General features: G+C 70.0%; 18 protein-coding genes. 9 read left to right on the forward strand and 9 right to left on the reverse strand.

Annotated elements, in window-relative coordinates; translation table 11 throughout:
* Window positions 1–447: 447 nt before the first annotated feature.
* From ACFO0C_RS03460 to ACFO0C_RS03475, 4 genes are all read left to right on the forward strand, one after another.
* Window positions 448–942 (forward strand): DUF2690 domain-containing protein, encoded by a 495-nt coding sequence (locus tag ACFO0C_RS03460; RefSeq protein ID WP_378065015.1) that lies wholly within the window; start codon window positions 448–450, stop codon window positions 940–942.
* A 108-nt stretch (window positions 943–1,050) separates the two neighbouring features.
* Window positions 1,051–1,527 (forward strand): DUF2690 domain-containing protein, encoded by a 477-nt coding sequence (locus ACFO0C_RS03465; RefSeq protein WP_378065016.1) that lies wholly within the window; start codon window positions 1,051–1,053, stop codon window positions 1,525–1,527.
* A 498-nt stretch (window positions 1,528–2,025) separates the two neighbouring features.
* Window positions 2,026–5,856 carry a GDSL-type esterase/lipase family protein gene (locus ACFO0C_RS03470; protein WP_378065017.1) on the forward strand — a complete coding sequence of 1,277 codons (3,831 nt, stop codon included), beginning with the start codon at window positions 2,026–2,028 and terminating at the stop codon, window positions 5,854–5,856.
* Window positions 5,857–6,001: 145 nt separating this feature from the next.
* The gene (locus tag ACFO0C_RS03475; RefSeq protein WP_378065018.1) at window positions 6,002–6,469 is read left to right on the forward strand and encodes a hypothetical protein; all 468 of its coding nucleotides are present in this window, start codon (window positions 6,002–6,004) and stop codon (window positions 6,467–6,469) included.
* 5 nt (window positions 6,470–6,474) lie between these two features.
* Here the strand turns inward: ACFO0C_RS03475 and ACFO0C_RS03480 are convergent, their stop codons facing one another.
* The 3 genes from ACFO0C_RS03480 to ACFO0C_RS03490 form a co-directional block, all read right to left on the reverse strand.
* The gene (locus ACFO0C_RS03480) at window positions 6,475–7,503 is read right to left on the reverse strand and encodes an ABC transporter substrate-binding protein (RefSeq protein WP_378065019.1); all 1,029 of its coding nucleotides are present in this window, start codon (window positions 7,501–7,503) and stop codon (window positions 6,475–6,477) included.
* A gap of 88 nt (window positions 7,504–7,591) precedes the next feature.
* Entirely contained in the window at window positions 7,592–8,785 is a 1,194-nt protein-coding gene (gene lhgO, locus ACFO0C_RS03485) for an L-2-hydroxyglutarate oxidase (protein ID WP_378065020.1), read from the reverse strand.
* 295 nt (window positions 8,786–9,080) lie between these two features.
* Window positions 9,081–10,040, reverse strand: a complete 960-nt coding sequence (locus ACFO0C_RS03490) for a PrpF domain-containing protein (RefSeq protein ID WP_378065021.1) — start codon at window positions 10,038–10,040, stop codon at window positions 9,081–9,083.
* Window positions 10,041–10,187: 147 nt separating this feature from the next.
* On the opposite strand from ACFO0C_RS03490, the gene ACFO0C_RS03495 reads away from it, so the two are divergent.
* Window positions 10,188–10,865 carry a GntR family transcriptional regulator gene (locus ACFO0C_RS03495; protein ID WP_378065022.1) on the forward strand — a complete coding sequence of 226 codons (678 nt, stop codon included), beginning with the start codon at window positions 10,188–10,190 and terminating at the stop codon, window positions 10,863–10,865.
* Here ACFO0C_RS03495 and ACFO0C_RS03500 read toward each other — a convergent pair.
* The 6 genes from ACFO0C_RS03500 to ACFO0C_RS03525 all read right to left on the reverse strand — a co-directional run bounded on the left by ACFO0C_RS03500 (window position 10,850) and on the right by ACFO0C_RS03525 (window position 18,355).
* Window positions 10,850–12,223: a HAMP domain-containing sensor histidine kinase gene (locus ACFO0C_RS03500; protein WP_378065023.1), complete on the reverse strand. Its 1,374-nt coding sequence runs from the start codon at window positions 12,221–12,223 to the stop codon at window positions 10,850–10,852. The two genes, ACFO0C_RS03495 and ACFO0C_RS03500, sit on opposite strands and share 16 nt — an antisense overlap.
* Window positions 12,220–12,918, reverse strand: coding sequence for a response regulator transcription factor (locus ACFO0C_RS03505; protein ID WP_378065024.1), 699 nt, complete (start codon window positions 12,916–12,918; stop codon window positions 12,220–12,222). Before ACFO0C_RS03505 ends, ACFO0C_RS03500 begins: the two co-directional genes overlap by 4 nt.
* An 8-nt stretch (window positions 12,919–12,926) precedes the next feature.
* Window positions 12,927–13,325: an FMN-binding protein gene (locus tag ACFO0C_RS03510; RefSeq protein ID WP_378065025.1), complete on the reverse strand. Its 399-nt coding sequence runs from the start codon at window positions 13,323–13,325 to the stop codon at window positions 12,927–12,929.
* Window positions 13,326–13,338: 13 nt separating this feature from the next.
* Entirely contained in the window at window positions 13,339–14,721 is a 1,383-nt protein-coding gene (locus tag ACFO0C_RS03515; protein WP_378065026.1) for a ferredoxin reductase family protein, read from the reverse strand.
* Window positions 14,722–14,830: 109 nt separating this feature from the next.
* The gene (locus ACFO0C_RS03520; protein ID WP_378065027.1) at window positions 14,831–17,851 is read right to left on the reverse strand and encodes a hypothetical protein; all 3,021 of its coding nucleotides are present in this window, start codon (window positions 17,849–17,851) and stop codon (window positions 14,831–14,833) included.
* Window positions 17,852–17,899: 48 nt separating this feature from the next.
* A complete protein-coding gene (locus ACFO0C_RS03525) occupies window positions 17,900–18,355 on the reverse strand; it encodes a hypothetical protein (protein ID WP_378065028.1) in 456 nt (151 codons plus the stop codon).
* A gap of 188 nt (window positions 18,356–18,543) precedes the next feature.
* On the opposite strand from ACFO0C_RS03525, the gene ACFO0C_RS03530 reads away from it, so the two are divergent.
* The 4 genes from ACFO0C_RS03530 (at window position 18,544) to ACFO0C_RS03545 (ending at window position 22,614) form a co-directional block, all read left to right on the forward strand.
* Window positions 18,544–19,209: a hypothetical protein gene (locus ACFO0C_RS03530; protein ID WP_378065029.1), complete on the forward strand. Its 666-nt coding sequence runs from the start codon at window positions 18,544–18,546 to the stop codon at window positions 19,207–19,209.
* A gap of 149 nt (window positions 19,210–19,358) precedes the next feature.
* Window positions 19,359–19,967 carry a DUF4956 domain-containing protein gene (locus tag ACFO0C_RS03535; RefSeq protein ID WP_378065041.1) on the forward strand — a complete coding sequence of 203 codons (609 nt, stop codon included), beginning with the start codon at window positions 19,359–19,361 and terminating at the stop codon, window positions 19,965–19,967.
* Entirely contained in the window at window positions 19,964–20,776 is an 813-nt protein-coding gene (locus ACFO0C_RS03540; RefSeq protein WP_378065030.1) for a polyphosphate polymerase domain-containing protein, read from the forward strand. Before ACFO0C_RS03535 ends, ACFO0C_RS03540 begins: the two co-directional genes overlap by 4 nt.
* A complete protein-coding gene (locus ACFO0C_RS03545) occupies window positions 20,776–22,614 on the forward strand; it encodes a carbohydrate-binding domain-containing protein (protein WP_378065031.1) in 1,839 nt (612 codons plus the stop codon). The genes ACFO0C_RS03540 and ACFO0C_RS03545 overlap by 1 nt, the downstream gene beginning before the upstream one ends.
* Window positions 22,615–22,648 lie beyond the last annotated feature (34 nt).

The raw sequence follows: 22,648 nt of genomic DNA on the forward strand, positions 1-22,648 counted from the left end.
AGGGTTGCACCACTGTGGATCATCGACCCACAGTGCCGTCACCAATTCCCGGAAAGCCCCTTCTCCCGCTTTCCTCGCGCGGAATTACCCTGCCGATATGGCACGCCCGGGCAGCACGGTGTACCGGACGACACGGTCCCGGCCGCGCACTTGACATGACCGTCACAGGCGGCAAAAATGCATCTCGATATTTAGATCCAGCGAAGCGGGGGCTTTGGTCATGGATGCTATGTCGTCGACAGCGCTGTGTTGCGAGCTCACCAGCGCCCGGCACATCCTCACCGATTTCAATATCGGCTGATAACCGGACTGCCCTGAAACCCTGCCCTCCACAATAAGTCCGGGGTCGGGTCCAGGGTCACTTCTTGCTGCCCGGAAATCCATTCGTCGCGGGCAAGAACGGCTATCAGAAACCGTATCGCGGGAACGACCAAGGAGAAGAACATATTGATCAGGAAAACAGCACGCGCGGCAGCGGCGGCGGCCATCGCCACGGGAGTCGTGCTCGGGGTGTCGGCTACTCCCGCCTTCGCCGCCTGCGGCAACAAGTGCGACGGCGAGAACCCGCAGACCTACAGCTACCTCGACGTCAGCGTCGGCGGGCCCGGCGCTGTCGTGAAGTGCTCCACCGACGCCCGGACACCGGCGAACTCGGGCTCCAAGGTCTACAAGAAGTACGCCACCAATCTTCCGGAGTCGGCGATCTACGTCGAGCTGCGCTACAGCCCTCAGTGCCGGACGGCCTGGGCCAGGACGAACGCGGACGGATGGGGGATCACCGTGTACAGCTACAACGCCAACGGTTCGTTCCGGACCTCCGCGTGGGAGGTGACGAACAGCAGCGTCAAGTACACCGCCATGGTCAACGACGCGGGTCTCAAGGCCAAGGCCTGCATCTCGATTCCGGTCAGCGACTCCGAGGTGTGCACGTCCCTCTACTGAGAACCCTTCCGGGAGCCGGCCGAGACGCCACGGAGTGTCAGGCCGGCTTCTCAGAACAACCCACCGAAACGGCTCGCCCGCATTCGGGCGGCCAGGAAAAGGAATGCCTTGATCAGGAACGCAGTACGCGCCGGAATCGCAGCGATCGCCGCCACCGGCGCAGTCCTCGCATTGTCGGCCACGCCCGCCTTCGCGGCCTGCGGAAACAAATGTGACGGAGAGAACCCCTTCTCCTACACCTACCTCGAGGGCGGTGGCGTCGGCGCTCCCGTCAACTGCAAGAACAGCGCCGTCACTCCCGAGAACACGGACACCAAGACGTACCTCAAGTACGCCAACCGCTCCATCTACATCGAGCTGCGCTACAGCACCGTCTGCCGGACGGCCTGGGCCAGGACGAACGCGGTCGGCTGGACCATCAACACGTACAGCTACAAGGCCGACGGCTCGTTCCGGACCTCCACCGAGCAGCACACCAACAGCACCGTCAAGTACTCGGCCATGGTCAACGACGCGGGCCTGACGGCCAAGGCGTGCATCTGGGTGCCGGTCAGCGACACGCAGGTCTGCACCTCCAAGTACTGAGGCACCCGGCCCTCCCTCTCCGGCGGCGGAGGAGGCGGAGGCGGAGGGCCGGCCCCGGACCGGCCTTGACAGGGCCGGAACTTACCGGAAAGATCAATATCGATATAGATCCAGCGAAGCGGGGGCTTTAGTCGTGGATACCATGTCGTCGGCAATACCGTGTTGCGATCGCAGCAACGCGAGGCACAATTCCGGTATTCACTGAGAGCCGGTTGCACCCTCAACATTCTCAGCAGGATCAAGCCTGCCAGGAATCCGCATTTCGTAAGCGCCCGAACCGCGCGGCAGTCCACCGCGCGGTAATCGCGGCGTGGGTCTGCAACCGGTTTCGCCCGATGGCCGTTCTGTGTTTCCGGGTAGTGATTCAGCCGTATCGTTCTCCGGCCCGGCCGTCGCATTCTGCCCATCGAGCGAACCATTGACTACGGGGAGCACATGGCCATCAGAAACAGACGTCTCCGGGCTGCGCTCGGAATGACGGCCGCGGTGATAGTCGCGGTGCCTTTGATCTCGGCGACGGAGGCGTCCGCCGAACCGGTCACACCACCGGCCCAGGCCGCCACGCCGCCGCCGGCCGACGATCCGGCCGCGGTCGAGCCGGGTCAGCGTGACGCGTTGCTCGGCAAGGGCTGGCAGCAGTCCCGGGACCGGCTGTGGACCACCAGCAGCGACATGACCGGTTTCCACATCCTCGTCGCCGAGGCGTCCACCGGCTATCAGTGGCGGACCGCGGCCTCGCTGAGCGAGCCCGGGATCGAGACCGACGCCTGGATCGGCAACGCCTGCGTCACCGAGTCCGGCAAGCGGGCCGTCGTCGTGTACGCGCCACGGACCTACACCAACAAGGAGACGCTGGGCGGCCGGGGCGGTTTCACCGCGGTCGTGGACCTGGACTCCGGCGTGGTCGACCGGCTCGCGCTGCGGACCAGCCTGGCCTACTTCAACCCGGGCTGCGGCGCCGGGGAGAAGGCGTCGCTGACCCAGGAGGGCGACCTGGACCTGGGTAGAACCCGCATCCACGTGCTGGACGCGGCCACCGGCCGTACCGAGACGCCGGTGGAGATCCCGGGACAGCTGACCTCGCCGGTCCCGACCAGGGACGGCCTGGTCGGCGCGGACGACAACGCGCTCGTCGAGATCGACAGGAAGGGCAAGCGCCGGCTGATCGCCGAGTCCGCCGGGGTGCCCTTCAACGTGGGCACCGACGCGAGCGGAGCCGTGGTGTTCATGGAGCACGTCGGTTCGACCGCCCGGGCCCGGCGCAGCGTCATCACCGGCGAGTCCGGCAAGCGGCGGGTGGCGACCCGCACCCTGGCCAGCGGCGGCCTCGACGACTTCGGTCTGCGGCGCGCGGCATCCGGAAAGATCTTCATCACCGGTGAGCCCAAGACGGTGGAGACGCTGCCCGCCACCACCGCCAGGCTCGACGCGCCGGTCGACGCCACCGTCTCCACACGCGGCGAGGCCGCCGTGACCTCGGTGGAACGCGTCGGCAACCCCGATCCGCGCGTCACCCCGGCCGACCCGCTCAGCGCACCCGAGGTCAGCATCGAGGCGCTCAGCCTCAAGACCCGGAAGCCGCTGAAGTTCACCGTCGACCCGGACGACGCGATCACTCCGCGCAGCGCCGACACCAGCGATCCCGGCGGTTACTGCTCGGTGCCGCGCAACGACCCGCGGGTGCAGGTCTACCAGCCCAAACCCAAGCAGGTGGAGTGGGCGGTCAACATGGCCGTCAAGAACAAGCTGACCGTCAACCGGCCGGCGGGCTGGAACAACAACGGTCTCAGCCAGTCCTACACTCCGCAGGGACTCTTCCCGCCGTACACCCTGACCGGAACCGGCGGCGCGGTGCCGGCCCAGATCATGCTCGGCATCCTCGGCCAGGAGTCGAATCTGTGGCAGGCCAGCGCCCACGTCATGCCGGGAGAGTTCGGCAACCCCCTGATCGGCAACTACTACGGCATCGACGAGGAGGGCAAGTCCAGCGACTGGCGGATCGACTGGTCGAAGGCCGACTGCGGCTACGGCGTCTCACAGATGACCGACGGCATGCGGAAGTCGGCGCACTCCCGCGACGGTGAGATCGCTCTGGACCCGGTCCGGCAGCGCGCGATCGGCACCGACTACGCCGCGGCCATCGCCGCCGGCATGCAGGTGATCCAGATCAAGTGGAACCAGTTGCAGTCGTACGGCGTGACGGTGAACAACAACGATCCGTCGAAGATCGAGAACTGGTTCTTCGCCACCTGGGCCTACAACTCCGGCTTCAACGCGCCGGGCCGCGAGGGCACCAACGGCGCCTGGGGCCTGGGCTGGGGCAACAACCCGGCGAACCCGCGTTACCCGGCGGGCCGGGGCAAGTTCGGCTCGAGCCCGCACCACTTCGCCACGCCGCAGCGCTACCCGTACCCGGAGAAGGTCCTCGGTTTCGCCGCCAACCCGCCGTCCATCTTCGAGGACCCGGCCACCGAGGTCCCGTTCTTCCGTCCCGCCTGGTGGAGCGGGGACGAGGGCAACGAGGAGCAGGCTGGCAGTGCCAAGTACAACCGGCACAACGCGATCCCCGAGCAGTCCCAGTTCTGCGGCGCCGCCAACGACTGCCAGTGGGGACGGCTCTTCACCCCCGACTACGGCGGCGACGGCACCCCCGGCTGGAACGTCATCGGCGAGCCGGCCGGCCCCTGTGCGCACCGCACGGTCAGCGGCAAGTACGACCTCAAGTGCTGGTGGCACAGCCCTGCCGCGTGGAAGGGGAACTGCCCGCAGCAGTGCGGCAACGAGTTCATCCGCTACGACTGGCCGGCGTACGCCGCCGAGCCGGAGAACGGTAAGAGCTATCCGCCGGCCTGCGGCAAGGCCGGGCTTCCGGCCGGGCTGCGCATCATCGACGACGTCCCCAACAGCGTCCCGTCGGTCCGTGTCCCCAGCTGCGCCGGCGACAACAACCACGGCACCTTCGACCTGTCCTTCAACGGCGGCTCGGACGGCGAGACGTCCAAGATCGACTTCCATCAGATCGGTGGCGGATTCGGCGCCCACTACTGGTTCTCGCACACCCGCAGCGCGGACCCCCAGCTGCACATCACCGGCAAGTGGTCGTGGAACCAGCCGATCAACGGCTGGGCCCGGGTCTTCGTGCACATCCCGGACCACAAGACGCACACCCGCCAGGCCCGGTACCGGATCGACCTCGGCAACGGGAAGTTCCGGGAACGGGTGATCCCGACCCGGATCCGGGAGAACAAGTGGGTCTCCCTGGGAGCCTTCCCCTTCGCCGGCAAACCGGGCGTCACCCTGCGCAACGTCACCATCGACGGCAAGGGGCTCGACGCGGTCGCCTGGGACGCCGCCGCCGTCCTCCCCCTGTCCGGCAAGCCCAAGGAGATCATCGCCGCTCTCGGCGACTCGTACTCCTCCGGCGAAGGCGCCTCGCAGCTCAACGGAGCCGACTACGACCGGGAGACCGACCTCTTCGGCAACAACAAGGATCTGCGCAACGCCTGCCACCGGTCGCGTTTCGCCTGGTCGCGGCAGATGGCGCTGAAGGACTCAGCGGTCAGCGTCTACGGCCGGACGGAGGCGATGGACTCGGACATCGACTACCGCCTGGTGGCCTGCTCCGGGGCACGGACACACAACATCCTGCCGTACGGCCAGCAGAACGCCCTCGGCAGGACGTCGGAGGGGCAGTACGGCGAGGTGCCACAACTCGAGTCGGGATTCGTCGACGAGGACACCACACTGGTGACCCTCTCCATCGGCGGCAACGACTCCCGGTTCGCCGACGTCATCAAGTTCTGTGTGATGGCCAGCACCAAATGCCAGAACAACACGATGGACGGTGACTCCGAGAAGCTGGAGGTCGCGCTGCCCAAGCACATCACCGGTCCGGTGAGCATCTCCCTCCGGCAGACCATCACCCAGATCTGGCTGAAGGCGCCGAACGCCCAGATCGTGCTCGTCGGGTACCCGACCCTCATCGAGGGGAGCTGCGTCTTCGGCATCGACTCGGCCGAGGTCCCCTGGCTGAAGGACATAGCGCAACTGCTCGCACAGCAGATGCAGGCCGCCGTCGACGAACGCGCGTCGGTCACCATCCCGGTGCACTTCGCCAACCCGGAACTGGAGTTCCGCGGCAAGGGGGTCTGTGCCGAGCCCGAGCTGATCCACGGGATCGTCACCCAGCTCACCCCCGGTGACGATCCGGTCTTCAAGTACTCCGACACCCACGGCATCGTCTCGGCACAGGGCTTCCACCCGAAGATCAGCGGCGCCTCGGCGTACGCCCGGGTCGTCGAGCGCACCCTCCGCTCGATCAACAAGTAGCTCGATCAACAAGTAGGGAGAACGGACCGCCTTCGACAGACGGGAGCAGGGGCGCGATGATCCTCGCGTCCCTGCTCCCGTCCGCGGCCCGTTCGATCCCGCCGGAAAGGCAGCGAAAGTGTCCACAGCACGGATGAGGCGATTCATGCCGGTCATCGCGCTCGCCGCCGGCCTCCTCGCCACGGGTTGCGCCGGCCTCGACCCGAAAGAGAAGGCCAGACAGCGAGCCGTCGAGGACGTCCGGGAGCTGGCCGCGGCAGCGCGGAGCGAATTCGACTCGGACCTGCGCTGGTTCGCCGGGAAGGACCAGAGCCCCGCCGACATGTCCGCGGAGATACGCCGCGGGTTCGAGGGGAGCCCGAATCGATCGGTACTCGACGTGACGGTCGGCCCGGACGGCGCCGCCCGCCTGGAGCTCGTGCTCTTCGGTCGCGGCGAGGCGGGCGGTGGATTGTCGTACGACAGCGCCGCCGTACGCCTGTGTGTCGCGATCGCCGGCCGCGTCGACGCCGGCGCCACCGCTGAGACGAGCGACCTGCCGTGCCCGGACGACGCTCCCGGCCCGGGACCCGGCATCGGCACCGTCGTCGAGACGGTGCAACTCGATGACTGACCGGGTCAGATCAGCTTCTTGGAGTTCCTGATCGCCTCGGTCAGCGATGCGATCAGGGGGGCCGCGCCGGCCCAGGAGTAGATCGGGACCGACTGCCACGGGAAGACCTGACCGGCCTTGACCGCGAGCAGCGCGTTCCAGCCCGGGTTCGACGCCAGGTCACCGGGCGAGAGCCGATCCCCCGGCCGCGCATCGAGGAAGATGATGTCGGCGTGGTACTTCCCGGCGTCCGCCCAGCTCAACGGCTCGTGGGAGGCCGTGCCCTTGAGCTTCGGCTTGACCACGTCCACACCGAGCTGCTTGAAATACATCAGATCGGAGCTGACCACGGCGCTGAAGATCTGGAAGGCGCCGGTGGTGGCGGAGGCGAACAGCACCTTGATGCCGTCGGCGGCCTTCGCGGCCTCGGACAGCTCGGCCGCCGCCTTCTCGAAACGGGTCTTGGCCTCGGCCACCCTCGCCGCATACAGGTCGGCGCCCAGCGACTTGGCGAGTTCGGCGTACCGCTCGATGGGCTCGTTCAGCGGGACGCGACCGGCGTTGACGGTGGCGATCGGTGCGAGCTCGGCGATCCGGGCTCGGCTCGCGGCCGGCACATACCAGTACCCGCCCGGATCGAACTGGTGCGTGATCAGCAGGTCGGGAGCGAGCGCCGCGTACTTCTCGACGGAGAACTCGCCCGATTTCCCGCCGACGACCTCGACCCTGCCGAGGTCGAGGCCACCGGCCTGGTACTCGGCGGTGCCGTCGGCCGTCCTGGTCTCGCCGAAGACGCCGACGATCCGGTCCTGGATGCCGAGGTCGGCCAGGGCGGCCGCGGCACCGGTGAAGGCGACGATCCGGCCGGGAACCTGGTCGGCCACGAGCCGCTCGGGCTGGTCGTCGGTGAAGGCCCATCCGCCGGCGGCGACAGCCGGTGACGGCCCGGGCCCGTCCTCGCCGCCACCGCACGCGGCGAGCAACGCGCCCAGACCGGCAGCACCGCCGGCGGCCAGCAGGCCACGACGGGACAGGGAAGGCTGTGCATGCGTCATCGTCAAGTCTCTCTGGGCTCCGGCCGCGTCCGACGGTCAAGCTAACCTAACGAGCCGGCGAGCTCTCCGGCGGCAGCCCCGCGCCGACTCATCCGAAGACCTCCGCCACCACGTGCTCGGCGATCGCCAGGGACGACGTCGCCGCGGGCGAGGGGGCGTTCCGGACGGCCGTGACCGAGCCCAGGCGGTGGATCCGGAAGTCGTCGACGAGGCTGCCGTCCCGGTCCAGCGCCTGGGCGCGCACACCGGCGCCGGCCCGGACCACGTCGGCGGCGCCGATCTCCGGGACGTACCGCATCGCCTCGGCCATGTAACGGCTCTTCGACAGCGAGCCGCGGACCTCCTTGATCCCGGTCCGCCAGTGTTTCCGGGCCATGTGCCAGGTGCCCGGCCAGGCCGCGATGCCGGCCAGATCCGGGATGGAGAAGCGGGTCCGGGTGTAGCCCTCACGGGCGGTGGCGAGCACCGCGTTCGGGCCGACCTCGACGATCCCGGTGACCCGGCGGGTGAAGTGCACCCCCAGGAACGGGTAGCGCGGGTCCGGAACCGGGTAGATCATGCCCCGGACCAGGTCCGCCTTCTCGTCGCTGACGCGCATGTACTCGCCGCGGAACGGGATGATCCGCGGCTCGGCGGTGTCACCGGCCAGCCCCGCGACCCTGTCGGAGTGGATGCCGGCGCAGACGATCACCTGGTCGACGGTGACGCTGTGCTCGCCCGACTCGATCCGGATCGACCCGACGTTGCGTTTGATGGCGGTCACCGGGAAGTTCAGCCGCACCTCTCCGCCGGCCTTGCGGATGTCCTCGGCGAACGCCCTGGTGACGCCCGGGAAATCGGTGATCGCCGTCTCCGGCGAATGCAGCGCGGCGAGGCCTGCGGCGTGCGGTTCGATATCGCGGATCCCGGCCCGGTCAACCCTTTTCAGGCCTGGTACGCCGTTCTCCCGCGCCCTCTTCTCCAGCTCGTCCAGGCGCCCCAGCTCGTCCTCCCGCACCGCGACGACGAGCTTGCCGCATTCGTCGTAGGCGATGCCACGGTCCGCACAGTACTCGCGCAGCAGCAGCCGCCCCCGGGTGCAGAGTTCCGCTTTGAGGCTGCCGGGCGTGTAGTAGATGCCGGCGTGCACGACGCCCGAGTTGTGGCCGGTCTGGTGCTGCCCGACCTCGGATTCCTTCTCGACGACCACGACCCGGGTGCCCGGCCGTCGCAGGCTGATCTCCCGGCCGATGGCCAGGCCGACGATGCCGGCTCCGATGATCCCGATGATCTCGTCCGCCACAGGTGTTGCCTCTCTGGTACTGCCATCTCGGCTACCGAGGTGGATGGCGAAAGTCTTGACCCTGGTATAGAACCGCATCGCCTCCGGCCCCTGCTCCTCGAAGGGGGCCCGGAGTGCCGGAACCCACCGAACGGCTGGTGCACATCCCACCCGGACGTCGTCGTGCCGACGGCGATCCGGCCCCGGGGGTGACGGTTGCGGGGTGGCCGATGTCGTCGTCAGCCCAAAGCCGGCCCTCGTAGTCGTCAGCCCACCAGCCGGCCCTCGTCGTCAGCCGAACAGCCGGCCCTCGTCGTCAGCCGAACAGCCGGCCCTCCAGGAGCAGGCGCGCGGTGGTCACCGCCGACGAGCCGGGCACCACGTCGAGGAAGCCGGTCGGGTGCTCCAGGCGCATCACGTCACGCGGCACCACGGCCCGGTCGGCGACCCGCAGCAGCCGGGCCGCCACACTGCCGGGCACGGTGGCCGCCGCGCCGACACCGACCGCGGCCCGGAAACCGATCGCGGGCTGCACCCTCTGCGGCAGGAAGGTCCGGGTGGCCAGGCTGCCGCCGCCGGCCGGCGGGGCGAGCAGGCACATCGTCGGCACGGCACCGATCAGCTCGCCGGCCAGCAGGCGCAGGCGGCCGACCCGGTGGCGCAGGCCCTCGTCGTACTCCAGCCGCGCCGGGGTCTCGTGGCCGGTGACGCCGAGCGCTGCCGCCTCGACCAGGGCCACCGGGACGCCGTTGTCGATCAGGGTGACCGGGACGCCGCCGAGGTCGTCGGCAGGCCGGCCGGTGGGCAGGACCGCGGCGTCGCCGAACTCGACGAGCAACCGCGACGCGGTGCCCGGCACGCCGCTGACCGCCGTCGCCCCGGCGTAGGCCGGCCGGCCGCCCGGGGTGGGGACGTGCACGGTGGCGTGGGTGCCGGTGGCGGGCACCCGGACCCGGACCGCGGTGACGCCGTCGCCGGCGGCGACCAGCCCGCGCTCGATCGCGAAGGGTCCGGCACCGGCCAGGATGTCGCCGCACGGCCGCGACTCGGTGACCGCCGCGCCGTCGCACGCGAGAAATCGCACGTCGACGTCGGCCGAGGAGCCGGCACACCGGTCGACCACGGCGACCCGGTCGGCCAGCGGGAACGGCCGGCCGATCAGCCGCGGCAGCAGCAGGTCGCGCTCGATCGGGTCGGCCGGCAGGTCGGAGGCCACGAAGTAGGCACCCTTGAACCGGCCGCCGCGTAACACCTGGACCGGGATCCCGTGCGCCATGAGGCCCTCCCATGGATTTGTCGACAATCATGTCGCCGCCAGACCGGACAGCCGGGCAGTGCAAACGATAGGCTCACCGCACGCGCTCGGGCAATTGTTGACAATTCTGTTTGATCAACCGAGGCTGAGCAGCGGAAAGGAGGACCCATGCCGCCCGAGTCCACCGGCCGACGTCCGGCCCGCGCCGCGAGCACGGCGGATCAGGTCCGCGACGCCCTCCGCGAGGCGATCCTGCGCGGGGAGTACCTGCCGGGCGAGCGGCTCGTCGAGGCGCAGCTCTGTGCCCGGCTGGCGTCCAGCCGGTTCAACGTGCGGGCCGCCCTGCAGGACCTGTCCGGCGAGGGTCTGATCGAGGTGCAGCGCAACCGCGGCGCCCAGGTCCGCAAGGTGTCGGCCGCCGAGGCCGTGGAGATCACCGAGGTGCGGATGGTGGTCGAGGGCCTGATCGCGGCCCGCGCCGCCGAGCGGGTCGACCCGGAGCGGGCGACCGAGCTCGACGAGATCGGCGTGCTGATGCGCCGAGCCGTCGAGGCCGGGGAGCACCGCCGTTACAGCGATCTCAACCAGCGGCTGCACGCGCTGGTCCGGCAGATCGCCGGGCACGGCACCGCCGACCGGATCGTCGAGACGCTGCGCGGCCAGATCGTCCGCCACCAGTACATGTTGTCGCTGGTCCCGGGCCGGCCCGAGCGGTCCCTGCCGCAGCACGAGCGGATCATCGCGGCCATCCGCGACCGTGACCCCGAGGCGGCCGAGGACGCCATGCGCGAGCACATCTCCAGCGTCATCGAGGCGCTGCGCGCGATGGATTACCCGGGGACCTGATCGCCGGGCAGGCGCACGGTGACGACGGTGCCGGTCGGCCGGTTGGGGCCGGCGGTGACCGCCCCGCCGTGCTGGGAGGCGGTCTGCGCGACGATCGCCAGGCCGAGGCCGGAGCCGGGCATCGAGCGGGCCGCCGTCGCCCGGTAGAAGCGGTCGAAGACGTGCGGCAGGTCCTCGGCGGCGATCCCCGGCCCGTTGTCGGCCACGGTCAGCACCCCACCGGCCAGGCGGGTGGTGACCGTGCCGCCGGGCGGACTCCACTTGGCCGCGTTGTCCAGCACGTTCACCACCATCCGCTCCAGCTCGCCGGGTCGGCCCAGCACGGTCACCGGCGCCAGATCGGTGTCGAACGTCAGCCCGGGCGCGCGGATCCGGACCCGGTTGATCGCGGCCGTCACCACCTCCGCGTACTCCACCTGCTCGATGGTCTCCCGGCTGCCCTCCTCACGGGACAGCTCGACCAGCTCGGTGGTGAGCGTGGCCAGCTCGCGGACCTGGGCGTCCAGGTCGTCGAGCAGCTTGACCCGCTCCTCGGCCGGCAACCGGTGCGCCAGGTCGGGCTGCCGCTCCACCGCGATGAGCAGCTCCACGTTCGTCCGGATGCTGGTCAGCGGGGTCCGCAACTCGTGGCCGGCGTCCTCGACCAGGGCCCGTTGCGCCTGTTTGGACGCGTCGATGGCGGTCAGCATCGCGTTGACCGAGCGGCCCAGGCGGGCGATCTCGTCGTTGCCGGACACCTCGATCGGGCGGGTCAGGTCCATCGACACGGCCACGTCCTCGACCGCGCCGGTCAGCCGGTCGACCGGGGCGAGACCGGCTCGCGCCACCGTCCGCCCGAGGACGGCCGCACCGGCTATCCCGGCCGCGCAGCCGAGCGCCAGCAGCGCGGCGAAGGCCGCCAGCACCCGCTCGTCGGGGCTCGGGTCGAGACCGACCTGGACCGCTCCCCCGCCGTCGATCGGGACGGTGAGCATCAGGTACTCGCCGGGGCCGATGGTGACCTGCTCCCGGGTCCCCGGCTGGCCGGCGGTGGCGATCGCGACGGCCGTCGCGGTGACCGGTAGCCGGACGGCGCTGCCGCCGACGACCGCCCCGGACGGGTCGAGGACCTGCCAGCAGGGGCCGATCTCCTTGTCGTCCGGGTCCGGACGGGCACCCTGCGACTTCAGCCACTGCCAGGGATTCTCGGCGATGGTCCGGGCGTCGGCCAGCAGCTCCGCGGAGATCTTGTTCTGCTGGATCGCGCGCACGCTCACCCACGCGCCGCCCGACACGAGCAGCACCGCGGCCGCCACCGCGCCGGTGACCAGCAGCGACAGCCGGTCGTGCAGGGGCCTGGACCGCCACCACGCTCTCACAGCGGCTCCTCCCGCAAGACGAATCCGACACCGCGGACGGTGTGCAGCAACCGTGCCTCACCCTCGGCCTCCAGCTTGCGCCGAAGATAGCCGAGATAGACGTGCAGGCTGTTCGACCCCTCGCCGAAGTCGTAGCCCCAGACCTGCTCGAACAGCGCCGTCCGGGTCAGCACCTGCCGCGGGTGGCGCAGGAACGCCTCGAGGATGCCGAACTCGGTCCGGGTCAGTTTCAGCGCACGGTCACCCCGCCACACCTCGCGGGTGGACGGATTCATCCGTACCTCCGCGAAGGTCAGAAGGTCCTGATCGGTCTCGTCGGAGACGATCGTGACGAGCGCGGAACGACGCAGCAGCGCCCGGATCCGGGCCAGCAGCTCCTGCAGGGCGAACGGTTTCACCAGGTAGTCGTCGGCGCCCGCGTCGAGCCCGGCGACCCGGTCACCGACACTGTCCCGGGCGGTCAGCATCAGCACCGGCACCACCACGCCGCCGGCCCGCAGCTGCCGGCACGTCTCCAGCCCGTCCATCCGGGGCATGCTCACATCGAGGACGACCGCGTCCGGCTCGCCGGCCCGCACCACGTCGAGGGCGGCCAGACCGTCCCCCGCGGTGTCCACCTGGTAGCCCTGGAACCGCAGCGTGCGCGCCAGCGAGTCACGCACGGCCGCGTCGTCCTCCACCACCAGGATCCGCATGGTGCCCATTAAATCCCGGCGGCGTCGATCGCCGACTGCAAGGACTCCCGGTAGCCGCCGGTGGTGTACGTCGCGCCGGACACCGAGTCGATCTCCGCGCTCTGCGCCGCCAGGGTCGCCTCGACCAGCTCGGGGATCGCCCGGGCGCTGATCTCGTCGTGCCGCTGGCTGCCGGTCGGGTACACCGGAACGCTGACCGAGGTGATCCGCCCGTCCGCGACGGTGATCACCACCTGGACGTCACCCTCCCGCGTCGGCACGGTGTCGCCGGAGAAGCTCTGGCCCTCCCCCGCCGGGGTCGCCGCGACGGTGACCGTAGCGGCGGATTCGCCGGTGCTGGTGCGGTAGCTGAAGAGCAGCACGAGCGCTGCCATCGTGGAGACCATCCACAGGCTGTTACGTCGCATCGGAAGTTTCCCCTTACCAGGCGAAGAGCTCGGTGTGGACGCGGTCGGCACGGACACCGGCGGCGATCGCCGCGGCCCTCGCCGTGCCCGCCCACTCCTCCGGGCCGCAGATGTAGACGCGGGAGGCCGCGATCCGGGGCGCCACCTGCCGCAGCGCCTCGGCGTCGCCGGTGCCCGACAGGCTGCCCGGCAGCCAGGACGTGCCGCGGGCGCGGGGGCCGGTCAGGTGCACCACCCGCACCCCGCGCCGGGCCGCGAACCACTCCAGCTCGGCGCGGAAGGCCAGATCGGCGTCGGTACGGGCGCGGTAGACGAGAGTCGCCTCGCCGTCGCGGTAGGGCAGCTCGCCGAGCAGCGACAGCAGCGGGGTGATGCCGATGCCGCAGGCCATCAGCACGATCGGCTCACCCTGGTAGGACTCGCCGGTCAGCCTGCCGTAGGGGCCCTCGGCCAGCACCCGGGTGCCGGGCTTCAGGTTCGCGACGCGGGAGCTGCCGTCACCGGCGGCCTTCACGGTGATCCGCAGCTCGTCACCGTGCGGGGTCGCCGACAGCGAGAACGGGTTGGCCCGGGTCCAGCCGGGACCGTCGAGGAACCGCCACTGGAAGAACTGCCCGGCCCGCGCCGGCATCTCGGCGAGCCGCTCACCGGTCAGATACACCGAGGTCAGGCCGGGACCCTCGGCGACCACGCGGCTCACCGTCAGACGGTGCCTGCGGTTACGGATCAAGGGCAGACCGATGCGGTACGCGACGACGGCCCCCGCCGCGGCGAGGTAGAGCGTCCACCAGTAGGCACGGGCCCAGGCCGTGCCGGTGAAGTCGGCACCGGTCCAGATCTGGTGCGGCAGGGCCAGGCCCACACCGAGGTACGCGTACAGGTGCAGCAGGTGCCACGACTCGTAGCGCAGCCGGCGGCGGGCCGCGCGTACCGAGGTGACCACGACCATCACCAGCGCGAGGGTGCCGGCCGCGGCGAGCAGCATGCCCGGATAGGTCAGGACCAGCTCCCACAGCGTGGTGAGGAGGTTCGCGCCGGCGGCGTACCCGACGGTGATCGTGACGATGTGCAGCACCATCAGCCAGAACGAGGTGAACCCGGTCCACCGGTGCCAGCGGGCCAGCCGGTCCTGGCCGAACGCCCGTTCCACCATCGGGATCCGCGCCATCAGCAGCACATGGAGCAGCAACAGGTCGGAGGCGTAGAGGCCGGTGAGCCGCCCGATCGCGGTGGCCGCGTCGCCGCCGGTCAGATCGGACAGGCCGCCGTTGCCCACCCAGAGGGCGGTGACGATCAGCAGGCTCAGCCCGGCGGCGGCCGCTCCGGCACCGGGCCACCAGGCGGGGGTGACGGGCAGCCGTCGCCGGACAGGTGTGGGCGTCGTGGTCACTGTCATGAGCGCCAACCCTGACGCGATCTTCTAAGACGCCCGGGGGCGGTTTCTAAGGGTTGGCTAAGAGCGGACGGGGGGGGGGGGGGGGCCCCGTCGTCACTCACTCAGTGCCTCAGGACGGGTAGTCCTCACGGCAGGCGGCCGCCGCGGGGTTCCGGTCGGCGGTCGGGACGAACGCCATGGCGTCGAACGCGACACTGTCGTTGCCGGTGAACTCGGGGACACCGACGTTGCTGATCTGCACCTGGGAGCCCCGGCCCAGCTCGTAGTTGCCGAGGTAGACCCACTTGCCCTTGCCGAGGACTCCGGGGATGTCGCTCTGCGTCTCGGCCTCGAAGTCGACGTGGCACTCCTTCGTCTGACCCAGGATGGGACCGTTGTAGATCTGGTAGTCACCGAAGCCGTCCGCGCCGTGGTTCGGCAGGTGGGCGACGATGCTGTACCGGCTCCGGGTGCCCGGTACCAGGTCGAGGTCCGGGATCCAGGTACCGACGATCTTGTGCTTGGTGCGGTCCGACCGGTACAGGTACGTGAACCACGAGTGGCCCTTGTAACCGGCGCCGACCTGGTGCAGGTCGATCTCCGCGTACGGCGCCGTGGAGATGTCACCGGCCGGGTTGCCGAGCCGGAGGGTGAACTTGCCGTTCTGCGGCTCGATGGTGTCGTCGTCGCAGCCCAGGTTGTGCCGCGTCGTGTCGTTGAGGCTGTAGACCATCGACACCTTCTTGGTCGCGTCCCGGGCCGGGTCGCTCCAGAAGCCGAAGGTGTCGCACTCCATCGGGTAGATCCGGTCGATGGCCGGCTCGGAGCTGCCCAGCGAGTACGCGAGGTTCTCCTTGGTGCACTCCTCGAGCAGGCAGTTGGCGATGTCGCCCTTGTCCTGCAGGAGGCCCTTCGGCCAGCTCGACGCCCCGTGGCCGTAGTACCAGCAGGACTTGTTGACCGCCGGGCAGCCGTTCTGCGCCTCGGAGCAGTTGTTGACCTCCGGCTTGCAGAAGGCGAACCGGTCCGGCACCGGCATGATCTTCTTGGCCGCGGGGCCCCAGGTCCGGCCGTTGGCGCCGAAGCTGGGCTTCGAGTAGGCCTCGGTCCAGATGACCAGGCCCTTCTTCTGCGGGCTCTCGATCCAGCCCATGATGCGCTCGGGGTAGGACCAGTGGCTCGGGGTCTCGGCGTCGGCCATGGTGGCGCGCAGGAACGCGCCCCGGTCGGCCGGGTACTCGCTGTTGGCCGGGTTGTTCAGCCAGCCGACGCCCCAGTAGCCGCCCTGCAGGTCGGTGTTGCGCCGGTCGTACGGGTAGTAGCCGCTGTTGTAGGCCCAGAGCGCGGTGAACCAGTTCTCGGCGTACGAGGGGTCGTTGTTGTTCATCAACACCTGGTACTCGTACGGCTCGTTCTGGATCTGGTTCCACTTCTCGATGAGGATGTTCAGGCTGGCGGCGATGTTGGCGGCGTAGTCCAGCGAGATGGCACGCGCCTGCGTGTCACTCCACTGACCACCGGCCATGCCGTCGGTGACCTGGCCGATGCCGTAACCGCAGTCGGCGTCGTCGAAGTTGATGTAGTCGAGGTTGCCCTTGTTGCCGTAGTAGCTGCCGATCAGCGGGTTGCCGGTGTCACCGGGAACCACGTGCCACGACGCCTGCGACATGTTCGTCTCCTGGGCGACCACGCCCAGCAGCACGTTGGCCGGCACGGTGCCGCCGCCGACCAGGTTCTTCTTCTCGAACAGCACCTGCGGCTTGTAGGCCGGCAGGCCGCCCTTGAGGTAGTCGGACGGGCGCTGCACCATCAGGCGGCCGTGGACCGCCTGGTCGATGGCCCACTCGACCTGGTTCGGGCTGGGCTGCAACGGCTGCATCTTCGGGTCGTTGCGCGGCACGATGCACTTGGGCTCGGTGACGCTGCGTGCGGCCAGGGCCGCCGAGACCCGCGCGGTGTCGCCCTTGTCCGGCGAGGAGTTGATGTCGGCGTCCAGCACCGGCGCCTCGGTGCTCGCCAGCTCCTGGGTGACGCGTGCACCGCTGGTGGTGGCGCGCAGCTTGACGGTGATCTTGCCGGCGTCCTCGGGCTGCGCGAACTGGAGCGGGCTCTGCACCGCGACGGCGGCCTGCTTGCTGTAGACCTCCTCAGCGAGCAGGTGGCCCTTGACCGAGACCGTGTCGACGCGCTCGTCGGTGGCGACGGTCTTCAGCTCGGCCGCGGCGACGGCCGACGTGGTCGTGCCGACCAGCGCGTTCTCGCCGCCGGCCTGACCGAACAGCTGCAGCTTCCCGACCGGCCCGCGGGCCGTCTCCCGCAGCTTGCCGCCGCTGAAACGCTCCGCGACGGTCTCCTTGCCGAGCACCGAGACGATGTCGACGCCGGAGCGGCCGGTCGCCCGGACTCCGAAGGCCTGTCCCTTGATCTTGGCGACCTTGGTGGTACGGCCGTCGGCCGCGATCTTCACCAGGTTGCCGCCGGCGACGCCGTAGTCGCCGTCCGGCGCGGGGGCCGGCGTGGTGAGCTGGCCCTTGACCTTGCGGGTCTTGATCACCTTCGCGGCCGCGGCGTCGATGGTGAGGACCTCGGTGTCGGTGCCGAAGTCGTCACCGATCGAACGGTTGATCAGGACCCGGTCGTCGGGCCCGCACGCCGGGTTGTAGTAGGAGAGCGACACCCCGGTCGCGACATGGGTGGACTTGCCGGTGGTGGTGTCGACCACGGCGGCGAAGCCACCGGCGCGCATCAGCTCCGGCTTGTTCGCCGCCTTCTTCGGGGCGAACACCGCGACGGCGTAGCGGCCGGTGCCGGTGACACAGACCTCGCCCATCCACGGGCCGATCTCGAGCGAGCTCGACTTCAGCGTGGCCAGGGTCGACCAGGCGAAGGCGTCCTTCTCCCGGGCGATGTAGAGGTGGTAGCCCTCGGTGTCACCGGCGCCGGTGACGATGACGTCGCTGGACTTGCGCCAGGACGCGCCCAGCGTGGCGTCCGGCTGCGGCATCGCGCCGCGGTCGGCGGCCGGGCCGGCCGGTGCCGCCGGGGTCGGTGAGGGTGCGGACAGGGCCTCACCGGGCACGGCGAGACCGGCGGCGACGGTCACCGCGGTACTCACCGCCAGGAGGCGTGACTTGGCGAAACGAGAATGCACTTTTCCCCCGTGCGAAATGACTGTGCTTTGACGAGAAGGCGCCACTGATCAGCGCCAGGGCGTACAGAAGGCGTTCGGCATGCCGGTGACGGCGCACATCCGGACCGACCGCTGCCACCCGAGCAGGGTCGTGACGTGGTTCATCTTGCCGCTGACGGCGGCGTTCGCCCGCTGTTGGTTCACTCCGCCGTACTCGGGCGAGAACTCCAGGTACAGCGTGCCGGAGTAGGCGTCGGCCAGCGAGGTGAAGTCGCCCCACATCGCGTGGCAGGTCACGCTGTAGAACAGGTCGCCACGACCGGTCACCGTGCCGGCCGAGTCGGTCACCTGCATGCCCGTGATGGCGTAGGCGTTGGCCTTGCAGTCGGTGTCCGCGACCTTGAGCCCGTCACAGCCGAAGTTGACGCAGTGGACGGCGGCGGCCGCCGGAGAGGCCGGCAGCACCAGGGCGCTGACCCCCATCAGGATGGTGGACAGGATGACGAGTGCTCGTCGTAGAAGCATATAGATCCCCGTGGTTAGAAATTCGCGCGCCATCCTCCCGCACATGATCGACGGAAGTCAAAATATTCGTCATCGATGGTTTTGATACGCTTCGCTGCCTGCCCAAACACGAACAAGCTGCTGAGGAACACATGTCAACAACGGGGGAAGACACGTCCGAGCGTTCGCACAGACGGCGGACGACGACAGTGATCATCGTCGCGCTGGCCGTCCTGGCCCTCGCCGGCCTCGCGGTGAGACAGCTCACCGGCGCGGACCGCGATGCCGAGCGCGGCGCGGCTGCGGAGGCGACGACACGATCGGTCACGGCAGAGGGCGCTGACGCTCCCGTGGGCCCGGACGGCTCCCCCGCCCCCGGTGGCGGCGTCATGGAGCCCGGGACCAGCGACACCGATCCGGCCCGCATCGTCTACACCATGCCGCCGCTGGGGCCGATTCCGGGCACCGGGATCGAGGCGGTGGTCAGCGCCTGGGAGAAGCGCTGGAAGGTGACACTGAAGTCGAGCCCCGAGACGCGCGAGCGGTCCACGATCGTCGACTATCCCCTGGGCGGCGGCCGGCTCCACCTCGCCCTCCGCACCACCGCGAGTGGCGCCGAAACGGAATCCGTGGTGTGCATCCTCGATCACGGCACGAAGAAGGTCGACCGGAAGGTCCAGGACGGCATCGTGAACGACTGCCTCTTCGCGGCGCTGGAGCCGTCGGAGCGCGCCGAGGCCACCACCTGGCTGAACGCCCAGGACTACCAGGGCAAGGTCGACTTCCAGACCCAGCGGAAGTCGATGACGCGCTTCGACCTGACTCTCAAGGCCATGCCGGGTATCGCGACCGTCAGCCTGGAGGGCCGCCCCTGATCGACCGGACGCGGCGCGGGCGATGGTGACCCGCGCCACGTCCGCGGGTCTCAGACCTGCGGCACAGAGGCTCCACAGGATGCGGACAGGGTGTTCCGGCGAAATGGAAACACCTGATGAACGCAACCTGAAGGAAGCCTCCTGTGACCATGTTGCTCGCCGTAGCCGCGGACCTCGTCGCGATCGCCGTCCTGACGTTCGGTGTCTACTTCCCACGCCACCGCAGGCGGGATCTGGTCACCGCGTTCCTGGGCGTGAACATCGGCGTCCTCGCGGTCTCCATCGTCCTGGGCAACACGGCCGTCGGCGCCGGGCTCGGACTCGGGCTCTTCGGCGTCCTGTCGATCATCCGGCTCCGCTCCGACGAGATCAGCCAGCACGAGATCGCGTACTACTTCGCCGCTCTCGCCCTCGGCCTGATCGCCGGTCTCGGCGACGTGATGGACGCCGTGCACCTCGGCCTGATGGCCCTGGTCGTGGCCGCGCTCTTCGTCGGCGACCACCCGGCCCTGTTCCGCCGGCACCGTAACCAGCTGATCCGGCTCGACGTCGCCTACAGCGACGAGGCCGCCCTGCGCACCCATCTGGAGCAGGTGCTCGGCGGCCAGGTCACGACCGTCGTGGTCAAGCAGATCGACATGGTCAACGACAGCACGCTCGTCGAGGTCCGGTACATCGCCGGAGCGGGAGGCGGTGCCACCGCCGGTCGCGCCCACACCCAGCTGGGCCCGCGGATGGAGCGGGTGAACGCGCGATGACCGTCACCACCGAGGTTCCGCTCTTCCACCGGTTCGCCCCGATCAGCCTGGACGAGCTGGTCGGCGAGGCCGCCCTGCTGACCCGCCTGGACCGCAAGTACGTGCTGCCCGCCGACGCCCTGCCGGCCCTGCTGGACCGGATGCCGTACGAGGTGCGCGCTCTCCAGATCGACCACCAGCGCACCTTCGGCTACCGCTCGATCTACTTCGACACCGCCGCGATGGACAGCTTCCACGCCGCCGCACACCAGCGGCGCCGGCGCTTCAAGGTGCGGGTCCGCACCTACCTGGACAGCGGGCTGAACTTCGTCGAGGTGAAGACACGCGGCGCCCGCGGGGTCACCGTCAAGGAGCGCATCCCGTACGCCGGTGACGGCGCCGACCTGGGCGCGGACGGGCGGGCGTACGCGGCCGCGGTGCTCGCCGAGGCCGGCCTCCACCCCGGTGTGGCGGATCTGCGCGCGGTGATGGCGACCTACTACCGCCGCAACACGCTCTACGTCCCGTCCACCGGCAGCCGGGTCACCATCGACACCGGCCTGGCCTGGCAGCTCCAGGACGGCTCGACCGTCCACATGCCGCACTCGGTGATCGTCGAGACCAAGTCCGGCCGGGCCGCCTCCGACGTCGACCGGCTGCTCTGGTCGCTCGGTCACCGGCCCGCCTCCATCTCCAAGTACGCGACCGGGCTCGCCGCCCTGCGCCCCGACCTCCCCGCCAACCGCTGGCAGCCCGTTCTGCGGCGGCACTTCTCCACCACTCCGGCCTCCTCCACCGCTCCGGCCTCCTCCACCGTGAAAGGGAACTGATGAGACTCCGCAAGAAGGTCCTCGCCGCCGTCAGCTCTCTGGTCCTGGCCACCGCCGTACTGGCCGGCTGCTCGTCGGGCGACACCGCCACCCAGGCGACCCAGGTCGCCGCCACCAGCACTGTCGACGCCTCGACCGTCGACGGCACCCAGGACGCCGCCGCCGTCCTCGCGGCGAACAAGGAGGTCCATACCGCCGGCAGCGACGAGGCCGGGACCACCGGCACGATCACGCTGACCGGCGACTCGGCCACCTCGACGGCCGAGGGCGTCACCGTCGACGGGAGCACGGTCACCATCACCGCGGCCGGTACCTACACGGTCAGCGGAAAGCTGGCCGGTCAGATCGTGGTGACCGCGCCGGACGCCACCGTCACGCTGATCCTCGACGGTGCCGAGATCACCAGCTCGACCAGTGCCGCGATCGCCGCCACCGAGGTGAAGGAGCTGGTCGTCCAGCTCGCCGACGGCAGCACCAACACGCTGGCCGACACCTCGTCCTACGCCGAGGACGCGGATGTCAACGCCGCCCTGTTCAGCGCCGGCGACCTGACCGTTACCGGCGACGGGAAGCTGACCGTCACCGGCAACGGCAACGACGGCATCGCCAGCAAGGACGGCCTGCTCGTGGACTCCGGCACGATCACCGTGACGGCGAAGGACGACGGGCTGCGCGGCAAGGACTACGTCGCCGTCACCGGCGGGACGATCACGGTCACCGCGGGCGGCGACGGCGTCAAGGCCGACAACGACGAGGACGCCGACTCCGGGTACGTGTCGGTCTCCGGCGGGACCGTCACGGTGACCAGCGAGGGCGACGGCGTGGACGCGGCCACCGACATCGTGGTCACCAAGGGCACCCTGAGCATCACGGCCGGCGGCGGGCACAGCGTCAAGCCGTCCGACGACACGTCCGCGAAGGGCCTCAAGTCCGGGGTCATCACGGTTCTCGAGGGCGGCACGGCCACCGTCGACTCGTCCGACGACGCGGTGCACAGCGACGGCGCGGTGCACTTCAACGGCGCGAAGGTGACGGTGGCCAGCGGGGACGACGGTGTGCACGCCGAGGGGCAGCAGATCATCGACGGCGGTTCGCTCGAGGTGACCGCGGCGGTCGAGGGGCTGGAGGCGGCCGACTTCGTCCTCAACGACGGCACGGTGCACGTGGTCTCCAGCGACGACGGCATCAACGGCGCCGGTGGCACGACCACCACCGACACCGCCGACCAGGGTGGGCAGCAGGGTGGCGGCGGCTTCCCGGGCGGCGGTGGCGGCCCCGGCGGCGGTGGTGAGACCGTCGGCGACTTCTCGGTCGTCGTCAACGGCGGCAGCCTGGTCATCGACTCTGAGGGCGACGGTCTGGACTCCAACGGGACGGCGTCGATCACCGGCGGCACGGTCGTGGTGAACGGGCCGGAGGGCAACGGCAACGGCGCTCTGGACGTCAACGGGACGTTCACCATCAGCGGCGGCACCCTGCTCGCGGCCGGCAGCTCCGGCATGGTGGTCACCCCCGCCACCGACTCGGCGCAGGGCTGGATCTCGGCGACGCTGGACAGCGCGATCGCGGCCGGCACCACCGTGCAGATCACCGACAGCGACGGCGCCGTGGTCGCCACGTACGTGACCAGCAAGAGCGTGCAGAACATCACCTTCTCCTCGTCGAAGATCACCAGCGGGGAGTCGTACACCATCCACACCGGAGGGACCGCCACCGGCGCGAGTACCGGCGGGCTGGCCGCGTCCGGGTCGCTCGGCTCGGCCACCCAGGTCGCCACGGTGACCGCCGGGCAGGCACCGGCCGGCGGCGGCATGGGCCGTCGCGGCGGCGGCCGCTGACCACCACCCCACCCCCCGCGGCGGCGCCCGGGAC

It is taken from the genome of Actinoplanes subglobosus (assembly GCF_042650585.1).
GTDB lineage: Bacteria > Actinomycetota > Actinomycetes > Mycobacteriales > Micromonosporaceae > Actinoplanes > Actinoplanes subglobosus.

Coding starts and splice junctions, on each gene's coding strand:
- ACFO0C_RS03505 (WP_378065024.1), bottom strand. CDS start 12,918: ATGCGGATCCTGGTGGTGGAGGACGACGCGGCCGTGCGTGACTCGCTG.
- ACFO0C_RS03540 (WP_378065030.1), top strand. CDS start 19,964: ATGACCGTCACCACCGAGGTTCCGCTCTTCCACCGGTTCGCCCCGATC.
- ACFO0C_RS03510 (WP_378065025.1), bottom strand. CDS start 13,325: ATGCGACGTAACAGCCTGTGGATGGTCTCCACGATGGCAGCGCTCGTG.
- ACFO0C_RS03545 (WP_378065031.1), top strand. CDS start 20,776: ATGAGACTCCGCAAGAAGGTCCTCGCCGCCGTCAGCTCTCTGGTCCTG.
- ACFO0C_RS03535 (WP_378065041.1), top strand. CDS start 19,359: ATGTTGCTCGCCGTAGCCGCGGACCTCGTCGCGATCGCCGTCCTGACG.
- ACFO0C_RS03515 (WP_378065026.1), bottom strand. CDS start 14,721: ATGACAGTGACCACGACGCCCACACCTGTCCGGCGACGGCTGCCCGTC.
- ACFO0C_RS03525 (WP_378065028.1), bottom strand. CDS start 18,355: ATGCTTCTACGACGAGCACTCGTCATCCTGTCCACCATCCTGATGGGG.
- ACFO0C_RS03475 (WP_378065018.1), top strand. CDS start 6,002: ATGCCGGTCATCGCGCTCGCCGCCGGCCTCCTCGCCACGGGTTGCGCC.
- ACFO0C_RS03480 (WP_378065019.1), bottom strand. CDS start 7,503: ATGACGCATGCACAGCCTTCCCTGTCCCGTCGTGGCCTGCTGGCCGCC.
- ACFO0C_RS03495 (WP_378065022.1), top strand. CDS start 10,188: ATGCCGCCCGAGTCCACCGGCCGACGTCCGGCCCGCGCCGCGAGCACG.
- ACFO0C_RS03490 (WP_378065021.1), bottom strand. CDS start 10,040: ATGGCGCACGGGATCCCGGTCCAGGTGTTACGCGGCGGCCGGTTCAAG.